Annotated in this window: 15 protein-coding genes; 13 read left to right on the top strand and 2 right to left on the bottom strand. The window is 66.1% G+C overall.

Features of this window, described 5'->3' with window-relative positions; translation table 11 throughout:
• Positions 1 to 11 precede the first annotated feature (11 nt).
• Positions 12 to 440, top strand: a complete 429-nt coding sequence (locus H3H36_RS11465; protein ID WP_182217525.1) for a gamma-butyrobetaine hydroxylase family protein — start codon at positions 12 to 14, stop codon at positions 438 to 440.
• A gap of 15 nt (positions 441 to 455) precedes the next feature.
• Positions 456 to 797 (top strand): type II toxin-antitoxin system RelE/ParE family toxin, encoded by a 342-nt coding sequence (locus H3H36_RS11460; protein ID WP_311196628.1) that lies wholly within the window; start codon positions 456 to 458, stop codon positions 795 to 797.
• On the opposite strand, the gene H3H36_RS11455 is transcribed toward H3H36_RS11460, so the two are convergent.
• On the bottom strand, positions 794 to 988 hold the full coding sequence (locus H3H36_RS11455; protein WP_182217523.1) for a DUF1737 domain-containing protein: 195 nt from the start codon (positions 986 to 988) through the stop codon (positions 794 to 796). The two genes, H3H36_RS11460 and H3H36_RS11455, sit on opposite strands and share 4 nt — an antisense overlap.
• A 205-nt stretch (positions 989 to 1193) precedes the next feature.
• Between H3H36_RS11455 and H3H36_RS11450 the strand changes: the two genes are divergently transcribed.
• Positions 1194 to 2897: an ATP-binding response regulator gene (locus H3H36_RS11450; protein WP_446033176.1), complete on the top strand. Its 1704-nt coding sequence runs from the start codon at positions 1194 to 1196 to the stop codon at positions 2895 to 2897.
• A gap of 39 nt (positions 2898 to 2936) precedes the next feature.
• Here H3H36_RS11450 and H3H36_RS11445 read toward each other — a convergent pair whose 3' ends face one another.
• Complete coding sequence (locus H3H36_RS11445; RefSeq protein WP_182217518.1) at positions 2937 to 9662, bottom strand: Ig-like domain-containing protein; 6726 nt, start codon at positions 9660 to 9662, stop codon at positions 2937 to 2939.
• 243 nt (positions 9663 to 9905) lie between these two features.
• On the opposite strand from H3H36_RS11445, the gene H3H36_RS11440 reads away from it, so the two are divergent.
• From H3H36_RS11440 to nudB, 10 genes are all read left to right on the top strand, one after another.
• Positions 9906 to 10601 (top strand): response regulator transcription factor, encoded by a 696-nt coding sequence (locus H3H36_RS11440; protein WP_182217516.1) that lies wholly within the window; start codon positions 9906 to 9908, stop codon positions 10599 to 10601.
• Positions 10602 to 10718: 117 nt separating this feature from the next.
• Positions 10719 to 11453, top strand: a complete 735-nt coding sequence (ubiE, locus tag H3H36_RS11435) for a bifunctional demethylmenaquinone methyltransferase/2-methoxy-6-polyprenyl-1,4-benzoquinol methylase UbiE (RefSeq protein WP_182217513.1) — start codon at positions 10719 to 10721, stop codon at positions 11451 to 11453.
• A 7-nt stretch (positions 11454 to 11460) separates the two neighbouring features.
• Positions 11461 to 12411, top strand: coding sequence for a Tim44 domain-containing protein (locus H3H36_RS11430; protein ID WP_182217671.1), 951 nt, complete (start codon positions 11461 to 11463; stop codon positions 12409 to 12411).
• A 142-nt stretch (positions 12412 to 12553) separates the two neighbouring features.
• Positions 12554 to 13195, top strand: coding sequence for a ubiquinone biosynthesis accessory factor UbiJ (locus tag H3H36_RS11425; protein ID WP_311196627.1), 642 nt, complete (start codon positions 12554 to 12556; stop codon positions 13193 to 13195).
• 17 nt (positions 13196 to 13212) lie between these two features.
• Entirely contained in the window at positions 13213 to 14781 is a 1569-nt protein-coding gene (ubiB, locus tag H3H36_RS11420; RefSeq protein ID WP_182217511.1) for a ubiquinone biosynthesis regulatory protein kinase UbiB, read from the top strand.
• A 23-nt stretch (positions 14782 to 14804) separates the two neighbouring features.
• Complete coding sequence (locus H3H36_RS11415) at positions 14805 to 15401, top strand: methyltransferase domain-containing protein (protein ID WP_182217509.1); 597 nt, start codon at positions 14805 to 14807, stop codon at positions 15399 to 15401.
• 66 nt (positions 15402 to 15467) lie between these two features.
• On the top strand, positions 15468 to 15758 hold the full coding sequence (locus H3H36_RS11410; RefSeq protein WP_182217506.1) for an FmdB family zinc ribbon protein: 291 nt from the start codon (positions 15468 to 15470) through the stop codon (positions 15756 to 15758).
• Between the two features lie 47 nt (positions 15759 to 15805).
• On the top strand, positions 15806 to 16426 hold the full coding sequence (locus tag H3H36_RS11405) for a DUF502 domain-containing protein (protein ID WP_182217503.1): 621 nt from the start codon (positions 15806 to 15808) through the stop codon (positions 16424 to 16426).
• Positions 16427 to 16494: 68 nt separating this feature from the next.
• Complete coding sequence (gene aspS / locus H3H36_RS11400; RefSeq protein ID WP_182217501.1) at positions 16495 to 18294, top strand: aspartate--tRNA ligase; 1800 nt, start codon at positions 16495 to 16497, stop codon at positions 18292 to 18294.
• A gap of 79 nt (positions 18295 to 18373) precedes the next feature.
• The gene (gene nudB, locus H3H36_RS11395; protein WP_182217498.1) at positions 18374 to 18832 is read left to right on the top strand and encodes a dihydroneopterin triphosphate diphosphatase; all 459 of its coding nucleotides are present in this window, start codon (positions 18374 to 18376) and stop codon (positions 18830 to 18832) included.
• The last annotated feature ends 35 nt before the right edge of the window (positions 18833 to 18867 follow it).

Genomic DNA, 18867 nt, shown 5'->3' with positions numbered 1-18867 from the left:
GGACCTGAGCCATGAGTAACAGCCCACTGCCGACCGGCCTCACGGTGCACAACAAGTCGCGCATGCTCGACGTGAGCTTCGACGACGGCGCCAGTTTCACGATTCCCTTCGAATTGCTGCGCGTGTATTCGCCATCGGCCGAAGTGCGCGGCCACGGCGCGGGCCAGGAAGTGCTGCAAGTCGGCAAGCGCGAGGTAGGCATCGCCGCGCTGGACCCGGTGGGCAACTACGCGGTCCAGCCCACCTTCACGGACGGCCACAACACGGGCCTGTACAGCTGGGATTATCTGTACAAGCTGGGCCGCGAGCAGGCGCAACTGTGGACCGACTACCTGGCCCGTCTGCACGCGGCCGGTTTCGAAGGCGACAGCGGCCGCGAGCCCGGCGCCACGCTGGCCGCCTCGGCGCCCAAGTCGCACGGCTGCGGCGGCCGGCATTGAGCTCAACGGCAGCGCCTGACGCTGCCTTTTTTTCGTCTGTCACGCGCTCCCGCATCCGCATCCGCATCGGTCATCCGGACGCCGCAAGCACTGCAGGACCGCTGCGACGTCTGGGATCATATCGCTGCCGATAGCCTGCACGCCGCCATCCGCATGGACGGGTTGTTCAGCGCCGCAGCGGATAACCTGGCCACACACCCAAAGCTGGGGCACCCCGGCAAGATATCTGGCACGCGCGAACTGTTACCCCATGCCCCCTATGCCCATTTCCGGCTCGTTTACGAAATCCGTGACGATGTTGTATGGGTACTGGCGCTGGCCCACACCGCACGGCGGTGGCCCTCCGATTCTCCTTAGACCGCTCCCGGCCACACGATGGCCTGGCACACGATCACTTGCTTGCCGTTGAAGGTGGCTGCCGGCGAGCCGTGCAACTGGTAGCCGAGCGCCAGCGCTTCGCTCACGCGGCGGCAGAAGGCGGAATCGTCCGGCCCCGTCAGCAGGCGGTAGATGGGTAGCTCGTTCGGTGGCAAGGCGGCGTGTGTCATGGCTGATTCCTCCCGTGTTGGTGTCGTCGCGCGGCTTGTCGTCCGCGCATGCTTGCATGTTTGTCTATGATAAAACAGACGGACGACCATGGTGTGACACGATTCTCCAAATTGCTGTTTATGGCGTAACAAATCAGTACAATCTGTATTCGCAGCAACGGCGTCAGGCGCAATCCGGCAGGCATTAACGAGGCGGAGACGGCATATGTTGGGCTTTTTGGCGAATTTCTTCAGCGAAGACGGCTTCATGCCCCACGGGCATTGTTACCTGTGGACGCCAGATTTGTTGTGGACCTATGTAGTGTCCGATTCCATGATCGGCCTCGCGTATTACACGATCCCGGTGGCCATGCTGTATTTCGTGCGCAAGCGCAGCGACCTGCAATTCTCGTGGATCTTCGTTTGCTTCTCGATCTTCATTTTCGCCTGCGGCACCACCCATTTCCTGGCCGTCTGGACCATCTGGCACCCCGACTACTGGGTCGATGCCTTGCTCAAGGCCGTCACGGCCGCCGTGTCCATCATCACGGCAATCCTGCTGTGGCCGCTCGTGCCCAAGGCGCTGCAGATCCCCAGCATGCGCCAGCTGAACCAGGCCCTGCAGGACCGCGAGCGTGAGCTGGCCGAGCGCAAGCGGGTCGAGACGGCCCTGGTGGCCCTGAACGAAAGCCTGGAATTGCGCGTGGCCGAGCGCACGGCCGAAGTGTTGGCCGCCCAGCGCGAGGTCAACGAGTTGCTGGTCAAGGAGCGGGCCGGACGCAAGGAGGCCGAGCGCGTCAGCCTGATGAAGGATGAGTTCCTGCTCACGTTGTCGCACGAGTTGCGTACGCCCCTCAATTCCATCTTCGGCTGGACCCAGATCCTCGACAGCAATTACGAGGATGCGGCCATCGTGCGCAAAGGCATTGAAGTGATCGACCGTAACGTGCGCCTGCAAACCCGGCTCATCGACGAGTTGCTGGACCTGTCCTCCATCGCGTCGGGCAAGATACGGCTAGAGATGCAGCCGGTTGAGCTGGCCACGGTGATCGGTGCCGCCGTGGAGTCGATCATGCCGGCCGCCGAGTCGAAGCACATCGAGCTGGAATACGTGGCCGACCCGGCCGCGCCCCTGGTCAGCGGCGATCCGGCCCGCCTGCAGCAGGTGTTGTGGAACCTGCTCACCAACGCCGTCAAGTTCACCCCCAGGCAGGGCCGCATCAGCGTGCTGCTGGAACAGGCCGGCAGCCACATGGTGCTCACCATCGCCGACACGGGCGAAGGCATCCCCGAGGACTTCCTGCCGTTCGTGTTCGAGCGTTTCAGCCAGGCCGACTCGTCCACGCGGCGCCGGCATGGCGGCCTGGGCGTGGGCCTGGCCGTAGCCAAGAACCTGATCGAGCTGCATGGCGGCCACATCAGCGTCAGCAGCGCGGGGGCGGGGCAGGGCACCACCTTTTGCGTCAGCCTGCCGATCCGGGTGCGCAACGAGGCCGAGGCGCGTGCCGTGCGCGAGCGCGCCGGCAGCCGGACCGAGGCGCCCGCAGCCTTGCCGGCGCTCGATGGCCTGCGGGTGCTGGTGGTGGACGACGAGCCCGATGCGCGCGGGCTGCTGCAGCAATTGCTGCAGCAGCAGCGGGCCCAGCCCGTCTGCGCCGCCTCGGTGGACGCAGCGCTGGCCGCCGTGGAGCGCGGCGATCCCCACGTAATCATCTGCGACATCGGCATGCCGGGCCAGGATGGCTACGACTTCATCGCCGCCCTGCGCGGGCGCGGCGACACGCGCCCAGTGGTGGCCTTGAGCGCGTTCGCCCGCTCGGAGGACCGGGTACGCAGCCTGAAGGCCGGTTTCCAGGCGCACCTGGCCAAGCCGGTGGACCCGGCCGAACTGCTGTCCGTGGTGGCCAGCCTGGCCGGGCAGTACAGCTAGGCGGCCGGGTGGGCATGGCGCCCACCCGGACCGGCCCGCCTACGATGGCATGCCGAAGTTGATGGCGGCGGCCAGTCCGCTAACGCTGGCCACGCCCACCAGCACGATCGAGCCGCCCGGCAGGCTGATCAGCAGGTCGTTGCCCGTGTCTGTCACGTATTTCGCCACGAAGGCGTCGGCCGTCATGGGCGTGGACAGGATGTCGGCGAAATACAGCTTGTCGCCTTCGGCCAGGTGGAAGTCCGTGATGCGGTCGTTGCCGAACTGCGGTTCGAACACGAACTTGTCGGCGCCGCTGCCGCCGGTGAGAATATCGTTGCCTTTGCCGCCGAACAGGTAATCGCCTTCCGTGCCGCCGTCGAGCGTGTCGTTGCCCAGGTCGCCGTACAGGTAGTCGATGCCGGCGCCGCCCGACAGCTTGTCGTCGCCGTTGCCGCCGTACAGGGCGTCGGTGCCGCCGTAGCCGGTCAGCGTGTCGTTGCCGTTCCCGCCTTGCAGCACGTCTTCCGCGTTGTTGGTGGCGTTGCCCGACAAGCTATCGTTACCGTTGCCGCCGACGAGATTGACGCCCTTGTCGGCCGTCGAACCGTTGATCAGCAGCGCGATGCTGTCGCTGCCCGACAGGCCGCCGTGGTCGGTCACCGTATAGTTCAGCGTGGCGCGGATGACCTGGCCGGTGGTCATCCAGTCCAGTTCCGTCGGGGTGGTGATGGTCAGGTTGCTGCCATCGGCCGACAATGTGGCTTGCGCCGCCAGCGTGGCCAGGCTGACGGCCGCGTGGGTGACGGGATTGATCAGCGACTGCGACGTCGAGTCCGCGCTCCAGGACAGCGACACCGTGCCGGAGGCCAGCGCGAAGCTCAGCGTGTCGCCCGCGTCCACGTCGCTGACGGCGTTGGAGAGCGAGGTGGTGATGACGGCGTTCTCGATAGTGGTCAAGCTGACGGGCGAGGCGGTGGGCGCTTCGTTGACGTCGGTGATGCCCAGCGTGACGGCTTGCTGGCTCGCGTTGCCGAAGCTGTCCGTGGCCAGCACGGTGAAGTGGTAGCTGCTCTTGGTTTCGAAGTCGGGATTGGCGGTCAGCGTGACGGCGCCGTTGGCACCGATGGTGAAGGCGGCCGCGTCATCGTTGTTGTTGCCGAGCAGGCTGTAGGTGATGGCATGCGCGTCGCTGGCCGCGGCCGCGTAGACCACCTGGCTGGCGCCCGTGTTCTCGGCAATGGAGGCCGTGCTGGCGGAACTGAAGGCGGGGCCGTGGGTGTCGAGCGCCAGGCTGGTGCCGGCGCCGGCCGCCGAGTTGCCCGCCAGGTCGTTCGCGCTGATGGAGACGCTGATGGGGCCATCCGTCAGCGTGCTCAAGTCCGCGACGCCGTTCGCGCCCAGCACGCTGTGGCTGCCGTCGCTGAAGGTGATGGTGGCGTTGGCATCGCCGTCCAGGCCCAGCACCGTGTAGGCCACGGCCGCTTTCTCGGCATTGTTGATGGCATGGTCGGCGACGGTCACGGCCAGGTTGGCACCCGCGTCGGCCGTGGTGTCGAGCGTGGCGTTGGCGCCGGCGCCGTTGGCGTGGTTGCCGGCTGTGTCGGTGGCGGCGACAGTCACGGTGATGGCGCCGTCAGTGAGCGTGGACAAATCGGCCGTGCCGCCGCTGCCGGTAACGGTGTTGGTGCCATCGCTGAAGATGACGGTGGCCGTGGCGTCGGCGTCGAGGCCGGACACCGTGTAGGCGACGGTGCCTTTCTCGGCGTTGTTCACCAGGCTGTCGCTGACGTGGACGGCCAGGTCGCCGCCAGCATCGGCTGTCGTGTCGAGCGTGGTGGATGCGCTTGCGCCGCTGGCGTGGTTGCCGGCCGCGTCGGTGGCGGCGACAGTAACGGTGATGGCGCCGTCAGAGAGCGTGGACAAATCGGCCGTGCCACCGCTGCCGGTGACAGTGTTGGTGCCATCGCTGAAGATGACGGTGGCCGTGGCATCGGCATCGAGGCCGGTCACGGTGTAGGCCACGCTGGCTTTCTCGGCGTTGTTCACCAGGCTGTCGCCGACGTGGACGGCCAGGTCGCCGCCAGCATCGGCTGTCGTGTCGAGCGTGGTGGAGGCGCTTGCGCCGCTGGCGTGGTTGCCGGCTGTATCGGTGGCGGCGACAGTCACGGTGATGGCGCCGTCAGTGAGCGTGGACAAATCGGCCGTGCCGCCGCTGCCGGTAACGGTGTTGGTGCCATCGCTGAAGATGACGGTGGCCGTGGCGTCGGCGTCGAGGCCGGACATCGTGTAGGCGACGGCACCTTTCTCGGCATTGTTCAGCAGGCTGTCGCCGACGTGGACGGCCAGGTCGCCGCCAGCATCGGCTGTCGTGTCGAGCGTGGTGGATGCGCTTGCGCCGCTGGCGTGGTTGCCGGCCGCGTCGGTGGCGGCGACAGTCACGGTGATGGCGCCGTCAGAGAGCGTGGACAGGTCGGCCGTGCCGCCGCTGCCGGTGACGGTGTTGGTGCCATCGCTGAAGATGACGGTGGCCGTGGCGTCGGCATCGAGGCCGGACACCGTGTAGGCGACGGCACCTTTCTCGGCATGGTTCACCAGGCTTTCGCCGACGTGGACGGCCAGATCGCCGCCAGCATCGGCTGTCGTGTCGAGCGTGGTGGAGGCGCTTGCGCCGCTGGCGTGGTTGCCGGCTGTGTCGGTGGCGGCGACAGTCACGGTGATGGCGCCGTCAGAGAGCGTGGACAGGTCAGCCGTGCCACCGCTGCCGGTGACAGTGTTGGTGCCATCGCTGAAGATGACGGTGGCCGAGGCGTCGGCGTCGAGGCCGGACACCGTGTAGGCGACTGTGCCTTTCTCGGCGTTGTTCACCAGGCTGTCGCTGACGTGGACGGCCAGATCGCCGCCAGCATCGGCTGTCGTGTCGAGCGTGGTGGATGCGCTTGCGCCGCTGGCGTGGTTCCCGGCTGTGTCGGTGGCGGCGACAGTCACGGTGATGGCGCCGTCAGTGAGCGTGGACAAATCGGCCGTGCCGCCGCTGCCGGTGACGGTGTTGGTGCCATCGCTGAAGATGACGGTGGCCGTGGCGTCGGCATCGAGGCCGGACACCGTGTAGGCGACGGCACCTTTCTCGGCATGGTTCACCAGGCTTTCGCCGACGTGGACGGCCAGATCGCCGCCAGCATCGGCTGTCGTGTCGAGCGTGGTGGAGGCGCTTGCGCCGCTGGCGTGGTTGCCGGCTGTGTCGGTGGCGGCGACAGTCACGGTGATGGCGCCGTCAGAGAGCGTGGACAGGTCAGCCGTGCCACCGCTGCCGGTGACAGTGTTGGTGCCATCGCTGAAGATGACGGTGGCCGAGGCGTCGGCGTCGAGGCCGGACACCGTGTAGGCGACTGTGCCTTTCTCGGCGTTGTTCACCAGGCTGTCGCTGACGTGGACGGCCAGATCGCCGCCAGCATCGGCTGTCGTGTCGAGCGTGGTGGATGCGCTTGCGCCGCTGGCGTGGTTCCCGGCTGTGTCGGTGGCGGCGACAGTCACGGTGATGGCGCCGTCAGTGAGCGTGGACAAATCGGCCGTGCCGCCGCTGCCGGTGACGGTGTTGGTGCCATCGCTGAAGATGACGGTGGCCGAGGCGTCGGCGTCGAGGCCGGACACCGTGTAGGCGACGGTGCCTTTCTCGGCGTTGTTCACCAGGCTGTCGCTGACGTGGACGGCCAGGTCGCCGCCAGCATCGGCTGTCGTGTCGAGCGTGGTGGATGCGCTTGCGCCGCTGGCGTGGTTGCCGGCCGCGTCGGTGGCGGCGACAGTCACGGTGATGGCGCCGTCAGTGAGCGTGGACAAATCGGCCGTGCCGCCGCTGCCGGTAACGGTGTTGGTGCCATCGCTGAAGATGACGGTGGCCGAGGCGTCGGCGTCGAGGCCGGACACCGTGTAGGCGACTGTGCCTTTCTCGGCGTTGTTCACCAGGCTGTCGCCGACGTGGACGGCCAGATCGCCGCCAGCATCGGCTGTCGTGTCGAGCGTGGTGGATGCGCTTGCGCCGCTGGCGTGGTTGCCGGCTGTGTCGGTGGCGGCGACAGTCACGGTGATGGCGCCGTCAGTGAGCGTGGACAAATCGGCCGTGCCGCCGCTGCCGGTAACGGTGTTGGTGCCATCGCTGAAGATGACGGTGGCCGTGGCGTCGGCATCGAGGCCGGACACCGTGTAGGCGACTGTGCCTTTCTCGGCGTTGTTCAGCAGGCTGTCGCTGACGTGGACGGCCAGATCGCCGCCGGCATCGGCTGTCGTGTCGAGCGTGGTGGAGGCGCTTGCGCCGCTGGCGTGGTTGCCGGCTGTGTCGGTGGCGGAAATGGTGACGCTGATCGCGCCGTCAGAGAGCGTGGACAGGTCGGCCGTGCCACCGCTGCCGGTGACAGTGTTGGTGCCATCGCTGAAGATGACGGTGGACGTGGCGTCGGCGTCGAGGCCGGACACCGTGTAGGCGACGGCACCTTTCTCGGCATTGTTCACCAGGCTGTCGCCGACGTGGACGGCCAGGTCGCCGCCGGCATCGGCTGTCGTGTCGAGCGTCGTGGATGCGCTTGCGCCGCTGGCGTGGTTGCCGGCCGCGTCGGTGGCGGCGACGGTGACGGTGATGGCGCCGTCGCCCAGCGCGGACAGGTTGACCGTGCCGCTGGTGCCGCTGGCGGTGACGGTGTGGCTGCCGTCGCTGAAGGTGGTGGTGGCGCTGGCGTCGGCGTCCAGCCCGGAGACGGTAAAGGCCACGGCGCCTTTCTCGGCATTGTTGACCAGGCTGTCGCTGACGTGGACGGCCAGGTCGGCGCCGGCGTCGGCCGTGGTGTCCACCTTGACTTGCTGGGTCGCCGACGCGGCGCTGGCGTTGCCCGCCGCGTCGCTGGCCTTGGCCGTGAAGTTGTAGCTGCCGTCGGCCAGCGCGGCCGAGGTGTAGGTGTAGACGCCGCTGTGGGGCGCCGTCTGGGTGGCGCTGCCCACCAGCACACCGTCCTGGTAGATGGCAACGGTTGTGTCGGCTTCCGCCGTCACGGTCAGGGTGGGGGTGTTGTCGTTGCTGATGGTGTCGGCCGGCGAGCCGCTGTTGTCGGCAAAGCCCGTGATGACGGGCGCGCCGGGCGCCGCCGTGTCGATGGTCACGCTGATAGCCGCCGCCGTGGCGCTGTTGCCGGCCGTGTCCGTGACCTGGGCGCGGAACTGGTAGCTGCCGTCGGCCAGCGCCGTCTGGTTGGTGCCGGTGGCGTTCCAGTGCGCGCCGCCGTCCGTCGATACCTGGTACACGACGGCCGCACCGGCCTCGTTGCCCGTCAGCGCCAGGCCGAAGCTGTTGTCGTTGGTGATGCCGTCGCCAGCCGCGCCGCTGTCGGCCAGGCTGGTGAAGGCCAGCGTGCCGGCGGCCGGCGCGGCCGTGTCGAGCACATAGGCTTGCGCGTGGGCCGGGCCGGCGTTGCCGGCCGCGTCTTCCACTTGCACCTTGAGCGTGTTGCTGCCGGTGAGCGTCACGCCGGACAGGCTGTAGCTGTTGCTGCCGACCGTGTTGCTGGCCGTTTGCCAGCTGGCGCCGTTGTCGAGCGAGATTTTGACCACTTCGCCGCTGGCCGTGTTGGCGCTGAGCGTGCCGGAGATGGTCTGGCCGGCCACATTGGTGTTGAAGTCGCTGGCGCTGCTGCCGCTGTCATTGCTGAAGGCGACCGTGTTGACGGTGGTGGCGGGCGCCGTCGTGTCGAGCGTGTAGGCGTGGGTCGAGCCGAGCGGGTTGTTGCCGTTCGCCGCGCCCCAGAACTGGATGCTCTTGCCGGCGCCCGCTGCCAGCGTGACGGTGGCCGTGAAGGTGCCGGCGGCCGCGCTGGTGGGGTAGGTGACGGTGGCAGCCGTGCGGGTGGCGCCGCTGCCATCGGTGGACACATACACGGTCGGCACTTGCGAATTGTTGGTGCTGGCCGTGAAGATGCCGCTGATGGTCTGGGTGGCCACGTTGGTGACGAAGTCCGTGGCGGAGGTGCCGCTGTCGGCCGACATGGTGAAGGCCGTCACGGCGGTGGCGTTGTCCAGCGTGCCGGAGTAGGTGGCGTCGCTGATGGCGGCCGTCTCGATGGTGCCGGTGCTGGCCTCGAGCACCCAGTCGCCGCCGGCGGCGGCAGCGCCCGTCAGATCGGTCGAGGCGGCCACGTCGGCGCCGGTGGCGGCGGCCAGGCTGGTGATGAATTGCTGGCCCGTGGCGCCGGCCGCCACGTCGCAGCCGTACAGCAGGATGTCGGCGCCGGTCGTGAGGTGGCTGCCAATGTCGGCCAGGGTGGCGCTGTAGGCGGCCATGTTGTCGGCGTTCAGCACGGTGGTGCCGAGATGGATTTCGCCCGGGCTGCCATGCGAGACCACGTCCACGCTGGCCAGGTTGGTGACGATGTCGATGGCCGCCACCAGGCCCGTGTTGTGGGCCAGGAAGTCATGGATTTGCTGCACGCCATCCTTGGCCGCATCCAGCACTACGATGGTGGCGTTGGCCGGGGTGGCGGCGATGATGCTCTGGTAGTCCGCCACGCTGGGGTCGACGAACACCACGCGCGGCGTGAACAGCCCGTTCAGGCTGGCGCTGGCCGACACCACGTTGATGGCGGCCGTGCTCGCGCCGTGCGCGCTGATCCAGTCCTGGATCTGTTGCGGCCCGGGCGTGGCGCCGTCGAGCATGACGACGTCGAAGACATTGGCGTCGTATTGCGCCGCGAGCGACGCGGCATCGGACAGGGCGGAATCGATAAAGACGGTGCGGATGGTGGCCATGATCTTCTTGCTCTCACTGTGTGGTTAGACGGCACAAGTTCCGGACGGGAAATTTTTATTTCCCTGTCCCACCTATTTGACGCTCAAGCTGCAAGTTACGCATGGGAGAAACCGCTCTTTTTTCCGGTAGCCAATTACAATTTCCTGTGATAAAACTGTGACAAACATCATGGGAGGCGGCATGAACGGCAGGGCTGGAATGCCAGTACGGCGTGGCAAGGCGGGGCGGCCGGGAGTGGTCCCATGAGCGCCGCCGCGCGCGGCCCCGATAAGCCGATCCGGGTGTTGTTGATTTGCGACTTGCCGATCACGGCCTGGGGGCTGGCGCAGCTGATCGAGTCCCGCCAGCCGCAGTTGCAGTTGGCCGGCAGCGTGGCGACGGTGACCGAGGCGCGCGAGCACCTGCGCGGCCATGGTGTCGACGTGGTGCTGTACGACCTCGATGGCGCCAACCCGCTGGCGCTGATTGGCGAACTGTTGCCCGGCTTTCGGGGCAAGGTGCTGGCCATCAGCAGTTCGCGCGTGTCCACCCTGGCCGACGAGGCCGTGCTGGCCGGCGCCAATGGCCTGGTCTGCAAGAGCGAGCCGGTGGAGATGCTGGCCAAGGCCATCGAAAAAGTGCGGGGCGGGGAGTTCTGGGTCGACCGTCTGGCCACCGTGCGCATCCTGGAGACCATCGCCCGCAGCAAGGCGCAGGAAGATCCGGCCCATGCCAGGCTGGCCCGCCTCACGCGCAAGGAGCGGCTGGCGGTGGCCGAACTGGTGCGCGACCCGCGCGCCAGCACGGCCGCGATCGCCACCCGCCTGGCGATCGGCGAGCGCACGCTGCGCAACCACCTGACGGCCATCTACGCCAAACTGGGCGTGAGCAGCCGGGTGGCCCTGTACGACTTCGCCGCGCGCCACATGCCGGCGCACGAACTGGGCCTTGAACGCTAGCGCGTCCTCTGCCGGCGCCGTTTTCACGATCGCCTCGTTGGCGCAAGCCTGACGCCGCCCACGCTGCGTTTGCCCCTCGCGCTAGTATAATGCTGGCACACTAACAGGCTGCCCACCATGACCAACACCACCCATTTCGGTTACAAGACCGTCTCCGAAGACGAAAAAGTCCACGAAGTCGCCAAGGTTTTCCACTCCGTCGCCGCCAAATACGATGTGATGAACGACGTCATGTCCGGTGGCCTGCACCGCTTGTGGAAGATGTTCACCATCGCCCAGGCCGGCGTGCGCCCCGGTTTCAAGGTGCTTGACATCGCCGGCGGCACGGGTGACCTGACCAAGGCCTTCGCCAAGCAGGCCGGTCCATCGGGCGAAGTGTGGCTGACCGACATTAACGAATCCATGCTGCGCGTGGGCCGCGACCGCCTCTTGAATCGCGGCCTGCTGACCCCCACCATGCTGTGTGACGCGGAAAAACTGCCGTTCCCGGACAATTACTTCGACCGCGTCAGCGTCGCCTTCGGCCTGCGCAACATGACCCACAAGGACCAGGCACTGAAGGAAATGCGGCGCGTGCTCAAGCCGGGCGGCAAGTTGCTGGTGCTGGAGTTTTCCAAGGTGGCGGCGCCGCTGCAGAAACCGTATGACCTGTATTCCTTCCACGTGCTGCCATGGATGGGCCAGAAGATCGCCGGCGACGCCGAGAGCTACCGCTACCTGGCCGAATCGATCCGCATGCACCCGGACCAGGAAACGCTGAAGAAGATGATGGAAGAGGCGGGCCTGGAGCGGGTCCAGTACTACAACCTGACGGCGGGTGTGGCCGCTTTGCACACTGGTATCAAACTGTAAAGACATGATGAACATGAAGAAGATCCTGGTCGGCGCAATGCTGGCCGTGTCCGCCCTCTCGCTGATGGCCGAAGCGACGGCCCGTCCCATGGGCGGCGGCCGTTCGTTCGGGCGCCAGTCGCAAAGCGTGAGCCGCATGGCGCCCGCGCCGGCCCCGGCGCCCACGGCGCCGCGCCAGGCCGCCACGCCCGCGCCGGCGCCGGTGGCGCCGCCGGCCGCGTTGCCGCCCAAGCCGGCCAGTCCATGGAAGGGCATCGTGGGCGGTGCCTTGCTGGGCCTGGGCATGGGCGCGCTGATGTCGCACTTCGGCATGGGCGGCGGCATGTTCGGTTCGCTCTTGACGGTGCTGATGCTGGGCGCGCTGGCCTTCCTCATCATCCGCATGCTGCGCGGCCTGAGCGGCGGCGCCAAGCCGGCGCCGGCCACCGTCTACAGCGGTAACTTTGGCGCTAACGCTGGCGGCAACTTTGGTGGCCAGGGCAACGTGGCCACGCCGGAGATCGGCGCGCGCCTGCAGCCAGCCACGTTCGAGGCCCAGCCTGCCACTGCGGCAGCGCAGGCCGCGCCGCACGCGCCCTGGGGCGTGCCGGCCGACTTCGACACGGCCACCTTCCTGCGCGTGGCCAAGGGCAATTTCATCCGCCTGCAAGCGGCCTGGGACAAGGGCGACGTGGCCGACATCCGCGAATTCACCACGCCGGAAGTGTTCGCCGAGCTCAAGATGCAGATCACGGAACGCGGCGCGCAAGCCGATTTCACGGACGTGGTCAGCATCGAGGCCGAACTGCTGGGCATCGAGACGTCGGACCAGGATTACCTGGCCAGCGTCAAGTTCACCGGCATGATCCGTTCCGCGCCGGGCGCGGCGGCCGAGCCGTTCCACGAAGTGTGGAACCTGGCCAAGCCCGTCAACGGCAGCATGGGCTGGCTGCTGGCCGGTATCCAGCAACTGGCCTGAAAATCGGGGACGTAACACAGTTTTCCCCACAAGCAAAATCGGGGACGTAACACGATTATTCCTGCAGGAAAAATGGTGTTACGTCCCCGATTTTGCTTTGAACTGGTAAGATCGACTCCGCCTGACACCTATCGACACCACTGTGACTTCTTCCACTTCCCTTCCGCTTCCTCCCGCGACGACGCTGCTGGCGCCGCTCGCCGCCACTCTCAACCATCTACTGGCCCAGGAACCGTGGGCGCGCGGCGAGCTCATGCCCCATGCGGGCAAGGTCGCCTGTGTGGCCTGCGTCGATGCCCCGTCCGTGGCCGTGCGCCTGCGCGTGGCGGGCGATGGCTACCTGGCCGTGGCCGAGGCCGATACGCCGGCCAGCGTCACCATCCACGTCAAGCTGGCGGACGTGCCGCTGATCGTGCAACACCGCGAGCGGGCGTTTTCCTATGTGCGCATCGAGGGCGACGCGGAGTTCGCCAATTGCCTGTCGGGCCTGAGCAAGTCGCTGCGCTGGGAAGCCGAGCATGACCTGGAGAAGGTGGTGGGCCCGGTGGCGGCCGTGCGCATGGTGGCCGGCGCGCGCGCCGCGTTTGCGGCCGTGCAGAGCGGGCATCGCAAGCTGGCCGAGAACGTGGCCGAATTCCTGGCCGAGGAACGGCCCGTGCTGCTGCGCCCGCCCGTGGTGGCGGAATTCTCGTCCGGCGTGTCGCGCCTGCGCGATGACGTCGAGCGCGCCGCCAAGCGCGTGGCCAGGCTGGAACAATTGCTGGCCGCCCGCGCCGCCAAGTAACACACACTGGATCTTTGATGATATTGAAATTTTTACGCCTGCTGAAAATCCTGCGGGTGTCGGTCAAGTATGGCCTCGATGAAATCGCCATCGCTGGCCTGAAAGTGCCGCGTATAGCCAAGCTGATCGATACCGTGATCTTCTGGCGCGACATTTCCGCCCCGCGCGGCGAACGCCTGCGCATGGCGCTCGAGGAACTGGGGCCCATCTTCGTCAAGTTCGGCCAGGTGCTGTCGACCCGGCGCGATTTGATCCCGCTCGACCTGGTGGTGGAGCTGTCCAAGCTGCAGGACCGGGTGCCGCCGTTCGATTCCGAGCTGGCCATCGCCCAGATCCGCAAGTCGCTGGGCGACCACCCGGACCAGCTGTTCTCCACCTTCGAGCGGATTCCGGTGGCGTCGGCCTCGATCGCCCAGGTGCACTTCGCCACGCTCAAGGATGGCAAGGAAGTGGCCGTCAAGGTGCTGCGCCCCGGCATGAAGAAGTCCATCGACGAGGACGTGGCGCTGATGCACATCGCGGCCGACTGGATCGAGCGCATCTGGACCGACGGCAAGCGCTTGAAGCCGAAAGAGGTGGTGGCCGAGTTCGACAAGTACCTGCACGATGAACTGGACCTGATGCGCGAGGCGGCCAACGCCAGTCAGTTGCGCCGCAACTTCGCCAATTCCAGCCTGCTGCTGGTGCCGGAAATGTTCTGGGACTACTGCTCCAGCAGCGTGATCGTGATGGAGCGCATGCATGGCATCCCCGTGTCGCAGATCGACCGGCTGGAAGCGGCCGGCGTGGACTTGAAGAAGCTCTCGAGCGATGGCGTGGAAATCTTCTTCACCCAGGTATTCCGCGATGGCTTCTTCCACGCCGATATGCACCCCGGTAACATCCTCGTGTCGATCGACCCGGCCAGCTTCGGGCGCTACATCGCGCTCGATTTCGGCATCGTCGGCACGCTCAACGATTTCGACAAGGATTACCTGTCGCAGAACTTCCTGGCCTTCTTCCGGCGCGACTACAAGCGCGTGGCCGAGGCCCACATCGAATCGGGCTGGGCGCCGCGCGACACCCGCGTGGACGAGCTGGAGTCGGCCGTGCGGGCCTGCTGCGAACCGATCTTCGACCGGCCGCTGAAGGACATCTCGTTCGGCCAGATCCTGCTGCGCCTGTTCCAGACCTCGCGCCGCTTCAACGTGGAAGTGCAGCCGCAACTGGTGTTGCTGCAAAAGACGCTGCTCAACATCGAAGGCCTGGGCCGCCAGCTCGATCCGGACCTGGACCTGTGGAAGACGGCCAAGCCCTACCTGGAAAAATGGATGGCGGCGCAAGTGGGCTGGCAAGGCATGCTGGAGCGCCTGAAGGGCGAAGCGCCGCGCTACACCCACGTGCTGCCGCAACTGCCGCGCCTGTTGCACCGGGCGCTGGAGCAGGCCGGCGAACCGCCGGCCAGGGACGGGGAGCTGATCCGTGTGCTGATCGCCGAACAGCAGCGCACCAACCGCTTGCTCAGTTTCGTCGTCTATTTCGCGGGCGCCTTCGGGCTCGGTGTGGCCGGTTTCCAGCTCTACCTGCGCATGCATAACATGCATTAAGTTTATAGAACGGTGGCCGTACCATGCAGGAATTTCATGAACGTGATCCGCGCTCACCGGCTTTCTGGGATGAGCGTTTTGACAAGCAATTCACGCCCTGGGACCGGGGCGGGGTGCCGCAGGCGTTGCGCGAGTTCGTCGCCGCCGCGCCCGCGCCGCTGGTCACGCTGATTCCCGGCTGCGGCAGCGCCTGGGAACTGGCGTACCTGGCCGAGGCCGGCTGGGATGCGACGGCCATCGATTTTTCACCGGCCGCCGTGGCGGCCGGCAAGGCGGCCGTGGGCCGCTGGGCCGAGCGGGTGGTGGAAGCCGATTTCTTCACCTGGCAGCCCACCGAGCCCTTGCAGCTGATCTACGAACGGGCCTTCCTGTGCGCCATGCCGCGCGAACGCTGGCCGGACGTGGCGGCGCGCTGGGCCGCGCTGCTGCCGGCGGGCGGCTTGCTGGCCGGCTTCTTTTTCTTCGACGACGCGCCCAAGGGCCCGCCGTTCGGCATCGCGCGCGCGCAGCTGGACGCCTTGCTGGCACCGTATTTCGACTGCGAGGCCGATCTGGCCGTGGCCGATTCCATCCCCGTGTTCCAGGGCAAGGAACGCTGGCTGCAATGGCGGCGCCGTTGAAACCGGCGAGGGCGGCGAAAAAAGCTTTATAATTCAGGGTTTTTGATTGTTTTTGCGGAGTAATAGATGCCGATCTACGCTTACCGCTGCGAGGAATGTGGTTTTGCCAAGGATGTCTTGCAAAAGATTTCCGACCCGCAGCTGACGGAATGCCCTTCTTGCGGCAAGTCGTCGTTCAAGAAACAACTGACGGCCGCCGGTTTCCAGCTCAAGGGTACGGGCTGGTATGCGACCGATTTCCGCGGCGGTACGCCGCCAGCCACGGGCGTGTCCAGCGGCCCGGCCGCGCCCAAGGGCGACGCCGCCCCGGCGGCAGCGCCGGCTGCGCCTGCGTCCGGCGGCAACAAGGCGGATTGATCGGCAATGCCGCCTGGCGGCATTTTTATTCCATCTAGAGAGCACGAATGCGTAAATACTTCATTACCGGCTTGCTGATCCTGGTGCCGCTGGCCATCACGGCCTGGGTGCTGAATCTGGTGATCAGCACCATGGACCAGTCGCTGCTGTTCGTGCCTTTGCGGTGGCAGCCGCGCACCCTGATCGGCTTCGATATTCCCGGCCTGGGGACCATGCTGACGGTATTGATCGTGTTCCTGACCGGCCTGCTCACCAACAACCTGGTGGGCAATTACGTGGTGAGGCTGTGGGAGCGGCTGTTGCAGCGCATCCCCATCGTCAACTCGCTGTATTCGAGCGTGAAGCAGGTGTCGGACACCTTGTTCTCCTCGTCCGGCAACGCGTTCCGCAAGGCCGTGCTGGTGCCGTATCCGCACCGCGATTCGTGGACCATCGCTTTTCTGACCGGCGCGCCCGGCGGCGACGTGAAGAACCACCTGGTGGGCGATTATGTCAGCGTGTACGTGCCCACCACGCCCAACCCCACCTCGGGTTTCTTCCTGATGATGGCGAAGGAAAACGTGGTCGAGCTGGACATGAGCGTGGATGCGGCCCTGAAGTACATCGTGTCGATGGGCGTGGTGGCGCCTGATTACGTGCCCGGCGCCGAGACGGCCGGCAAACCATAAAACGGGCGCCTGCGCCCCGATAAATAAACTGAACTATTTAACCTGAACTGAGAAATAACATGTCCTCCATGCGTACTCACTACTGCGGCCTCACCACTGAGGCCCTGCTTGGCCAAACCGTCAGCCTGTGCGGCTGGGTACACCGTCGCCGCGACCACGGCGGCGTGATCTTCATCGACCTGCGCGACCGCGAAGGCCTGGTGCAGATCGTTTGCAATCCCGAGCAGGCCGACGTGTTCAAGGCCGCGGAAGCGGTGCGCAATGAGTACTGCCTGCGCGTGACGGGCGTGGTCAAGGACCGCCTGGAAGGCACCGTCAACGCCAACCTGAAATCGGGCAAGATCGAAGTGGTGTGCACCCAGCTGGAAGTGCTGAACGCTTCCGTGGCCGTGCCGTTCCAGCTGGACGACGACAACCTGTCCGAAACCACCCGTTTGACCCACCGCGTGCTGGACCTGCGCCGTCCGCAGATGCAGAACAACCTGCGCCTGCGCTACAAGGTGACGATGGAAGTGCGCAAGTACCTGGACGAACTGGGCTTCATCGACATCGAAACCCCGATGCTGACCAAGTCCACCCCGGAAGGCGCGCGCGACTACCTGGTGCCATCGCGCGTCAACGCCGGCAACTTCTTCGCGCTGCCGCAATCGCCGCAGCTGTTCAAGCAGCTGCTGATGGTGGCCAACTTCGACCGCTACTACCAGATCACCAAGTGCTTCCGCGACGAAGACCTGCGCGCCGACCGCCAGCCTGAATTCACCCAGATCGACTGCGAAACGTCGTTCCTGACCGAGCAGGAAATCCGTGACCTGTTCGAAGACATGATCCGCAAGGTGTTCAAGAACACGCTGGCGATCGACCTGCCGAACCCGTTCCCGGTGATGGACTTCGCCACCGCCATGGGCAAATACGGTTCGGACAAGCCCGACATGCGCGTCAAGCTGGAATTCACCGACCTGACGGACGTGATGAAGGACGTGGACTTCAAGGTGTTCTCGGGCGCCGCCAACATGCCCAACGGCCGCGTGGTCGGCCTGCGCGTACCGAAGGGCGGCGAAATGCCCCGTTCGGAAATCGACGCCTACACCCAGTTCGTGGCCATCTACGGCGCCAAGGGCCTGGCCTACATCAAGGTCAACGAGAAGGCCAAGGGCCGCGACGGCCTGCAATCGCCTATCGTCAAGAACCTGCACGACGCCGCACTGGCCAAGGTGCTGGAACTGACGGGCGCCCAGGACGGCGACCTGATCTTCTTCGGCGCCGACAAGGCCAAGGTGGTCAACGACGCCATCGGCGCGCTGCGCGTGAAGATCGGCCACAGCGAATTCGGCAAGAAGGCCGGCCTGTTCGACGACGTCTGGTCGCCGCTGTGGGTGGTGGACTTCCCGATGTTCGAATACGACGACGAGAACGACCGCTGGACCGCGACCCACCACCCGTTCACGGCGCCAAAAGACGGCCACGAGGACATGCTGGAAACCAATCCGGGCGCCTGCATCGCCAAGGCCTACGACATGGTGCTCAACGGCTGGGAACTGGGCGGCGGTTCGATCCGTATCCACCGCGAAGAAGTGCAGTCGAAAGTGTTCCGCGCGCTTAAGATCGACGCCGACGAAGCCCGCCTGAAGTTCGGCTTCCTGCTGGACGCGCTGCAGTATGGCGCGCCACCGCACGGCGGCCTGGCGTTCGGCCTGGACCGTATCGTGACCATGATGACCGGCTCCGATTCGATCCGCGACGTGATCGCCTTCCCGAAAACCCAGCGCGCCCAGTGCCTGCTGACCCAGGCACCATCGGAAGTGGACGAGAAGCAGCTGCGCGAACTGCACATCCGCCTGCGCGCCGCCGAGCCGAAAGTGGCCGGCTGATAGCGCCCCGCGCCCGCTTCGGCGGGCGCACGTTGTGTTCAAGAGGCGCGGGTGACTGCGCCTTTTTTATTGTCGGAACATGAAGCCCTACAAGATTCCCGAATCGGTGCTGGTGGTGATCCATACCGCCGACCTGCAAGTGCTGCTGATCGAGCGGGCCGACCGGCCCGGCTTCTGGCAATCCGTGACCGGCTCGCTGGACGCGCCGGACGAACCCCTGCTGCAAACGGCCACCCGCGAATTGCACGAGGAGACGGGCATCGTGGCCGATGGCACCCGCATCGTGCTGCGCGACTGGATGCTGTCGAACATCTACACCATCTACCCCGTGTGGCGCCACCGCTACGCGCCGGGCGTGACGGAAAACACGGAACACGTATTCAGCGTCGAAGTCCCGCGCGACATTCCCATCACGCTGGCGCCGCGCGAACACTTGAACCACGTCTGGCTGCCCTACCTGGAAGCGGCCGATAAATGCTTCTCCTCCTCCAACGCGGAAGCGATCCTGCAATTGCCGCAGCAGCTAAGGCGAGCATAAGTACGGCTTGCCGGAAACCGGGCCGATGGGGGTAG

This window comes from Rugamonas fusca (assembly GCF_014042365.1).
GTDB lineage: Bacteria > Pseudomonadota > Gammaproteobacteria > Burkholderiales > Burkholderiaceae_D > Rugamonas > Rugamonas fusca.
The sequence above is the reverse complement of the archived record's forward strand: the minus strand, read 5'-3'. Positions and strand labels throughout refer to the sequence as shown.

Coding starts and splice junctions, on each gene's coding strand:
- H3H36_RS11465 (WP_182217525.1), top strand. CDS start 12: ATGAGTAACAGCCCACTGCCGACCGGCCTCACGGTGCACAACAAGTCG.
- H3H36_RS11455 (WP_182217523.1), bottom strand. CDS start 988: ATGACACACGCCGCCTTGCCACCGAACGAGCTACCCATCTACCGCCTG.
- H3H36_RS11450 (WP_446033176.1), top strand. CDS start 1,194: ATGTTGGGCTTTTTGGCGAATTTCTTCAGCGAAGACGGCTTCATGCCC.
- H3H36_RS11445 (WP_182217518.1), bottom strand. CDS start 9,662: ATGGCCACCATCCGCACCGTCTTTATCGATTCCGCCCTGTCCGATGCC.
- H3H36_RS11440 (WP_182217516.1), top strand. CDS start 9,906: ATGAGCGCCGCCGCGCGCGGCCCCGATAAGCCGATCCGGGTGTTGTTG.
- ubiE (WP_182217513.1), top strand. CDS start 10,719: ATGACCAACACCACCCATTTCGGTTACAAGACCGTCTCCGAAGACGAA.
- H3H36_RS11430 (WP_182217671.1), top strand. CDS start 11,461: ATGAACATGAAGAAGATCCTGGTCGGCGCAATGCTGGCCGTGTCCGCC.
- ubiB (WP_182217511.1), top strand. CDS start 13,213: ATGATATTGAAATTTTTACGCCTGCTGAAAATCCTGCGGGTGTCGGTC.
- H3H36_RS11415 (WP_182217509.1), top strand. CDS start 14,805: ATGCAGGAATTTCATGAACGTGATCCGCGCTCACCGGCTTTCTGGGAT.
- H3H36_RS11410 (WP_182217506.1), top strand. CDS start 15,468: ATGCCGATCTACGCTTACCGCTGCGAGGAATGTGGTTTTGCCAAGGAT.
- H3H36_RS11405 (WP_182217503.1), top strand. CDS start 15,806: ATGCGTAAATACTTCATTACCGGCTTGCTGATCCTGGTGCCGCTGGCC.
- aspS (WP_182217501.1), top strand. CDS start 16,495: ATGCGTACTCACTACTGCGGCCTCACCACTGAGGCCCTGCTTGGCCAA.
- nudB (WP_182217498.1), top strand. CDS start 18,374: ATGAAGCCCTACAAGATTCCCGAATCGGTGCTGGTGGTGATCCATACC.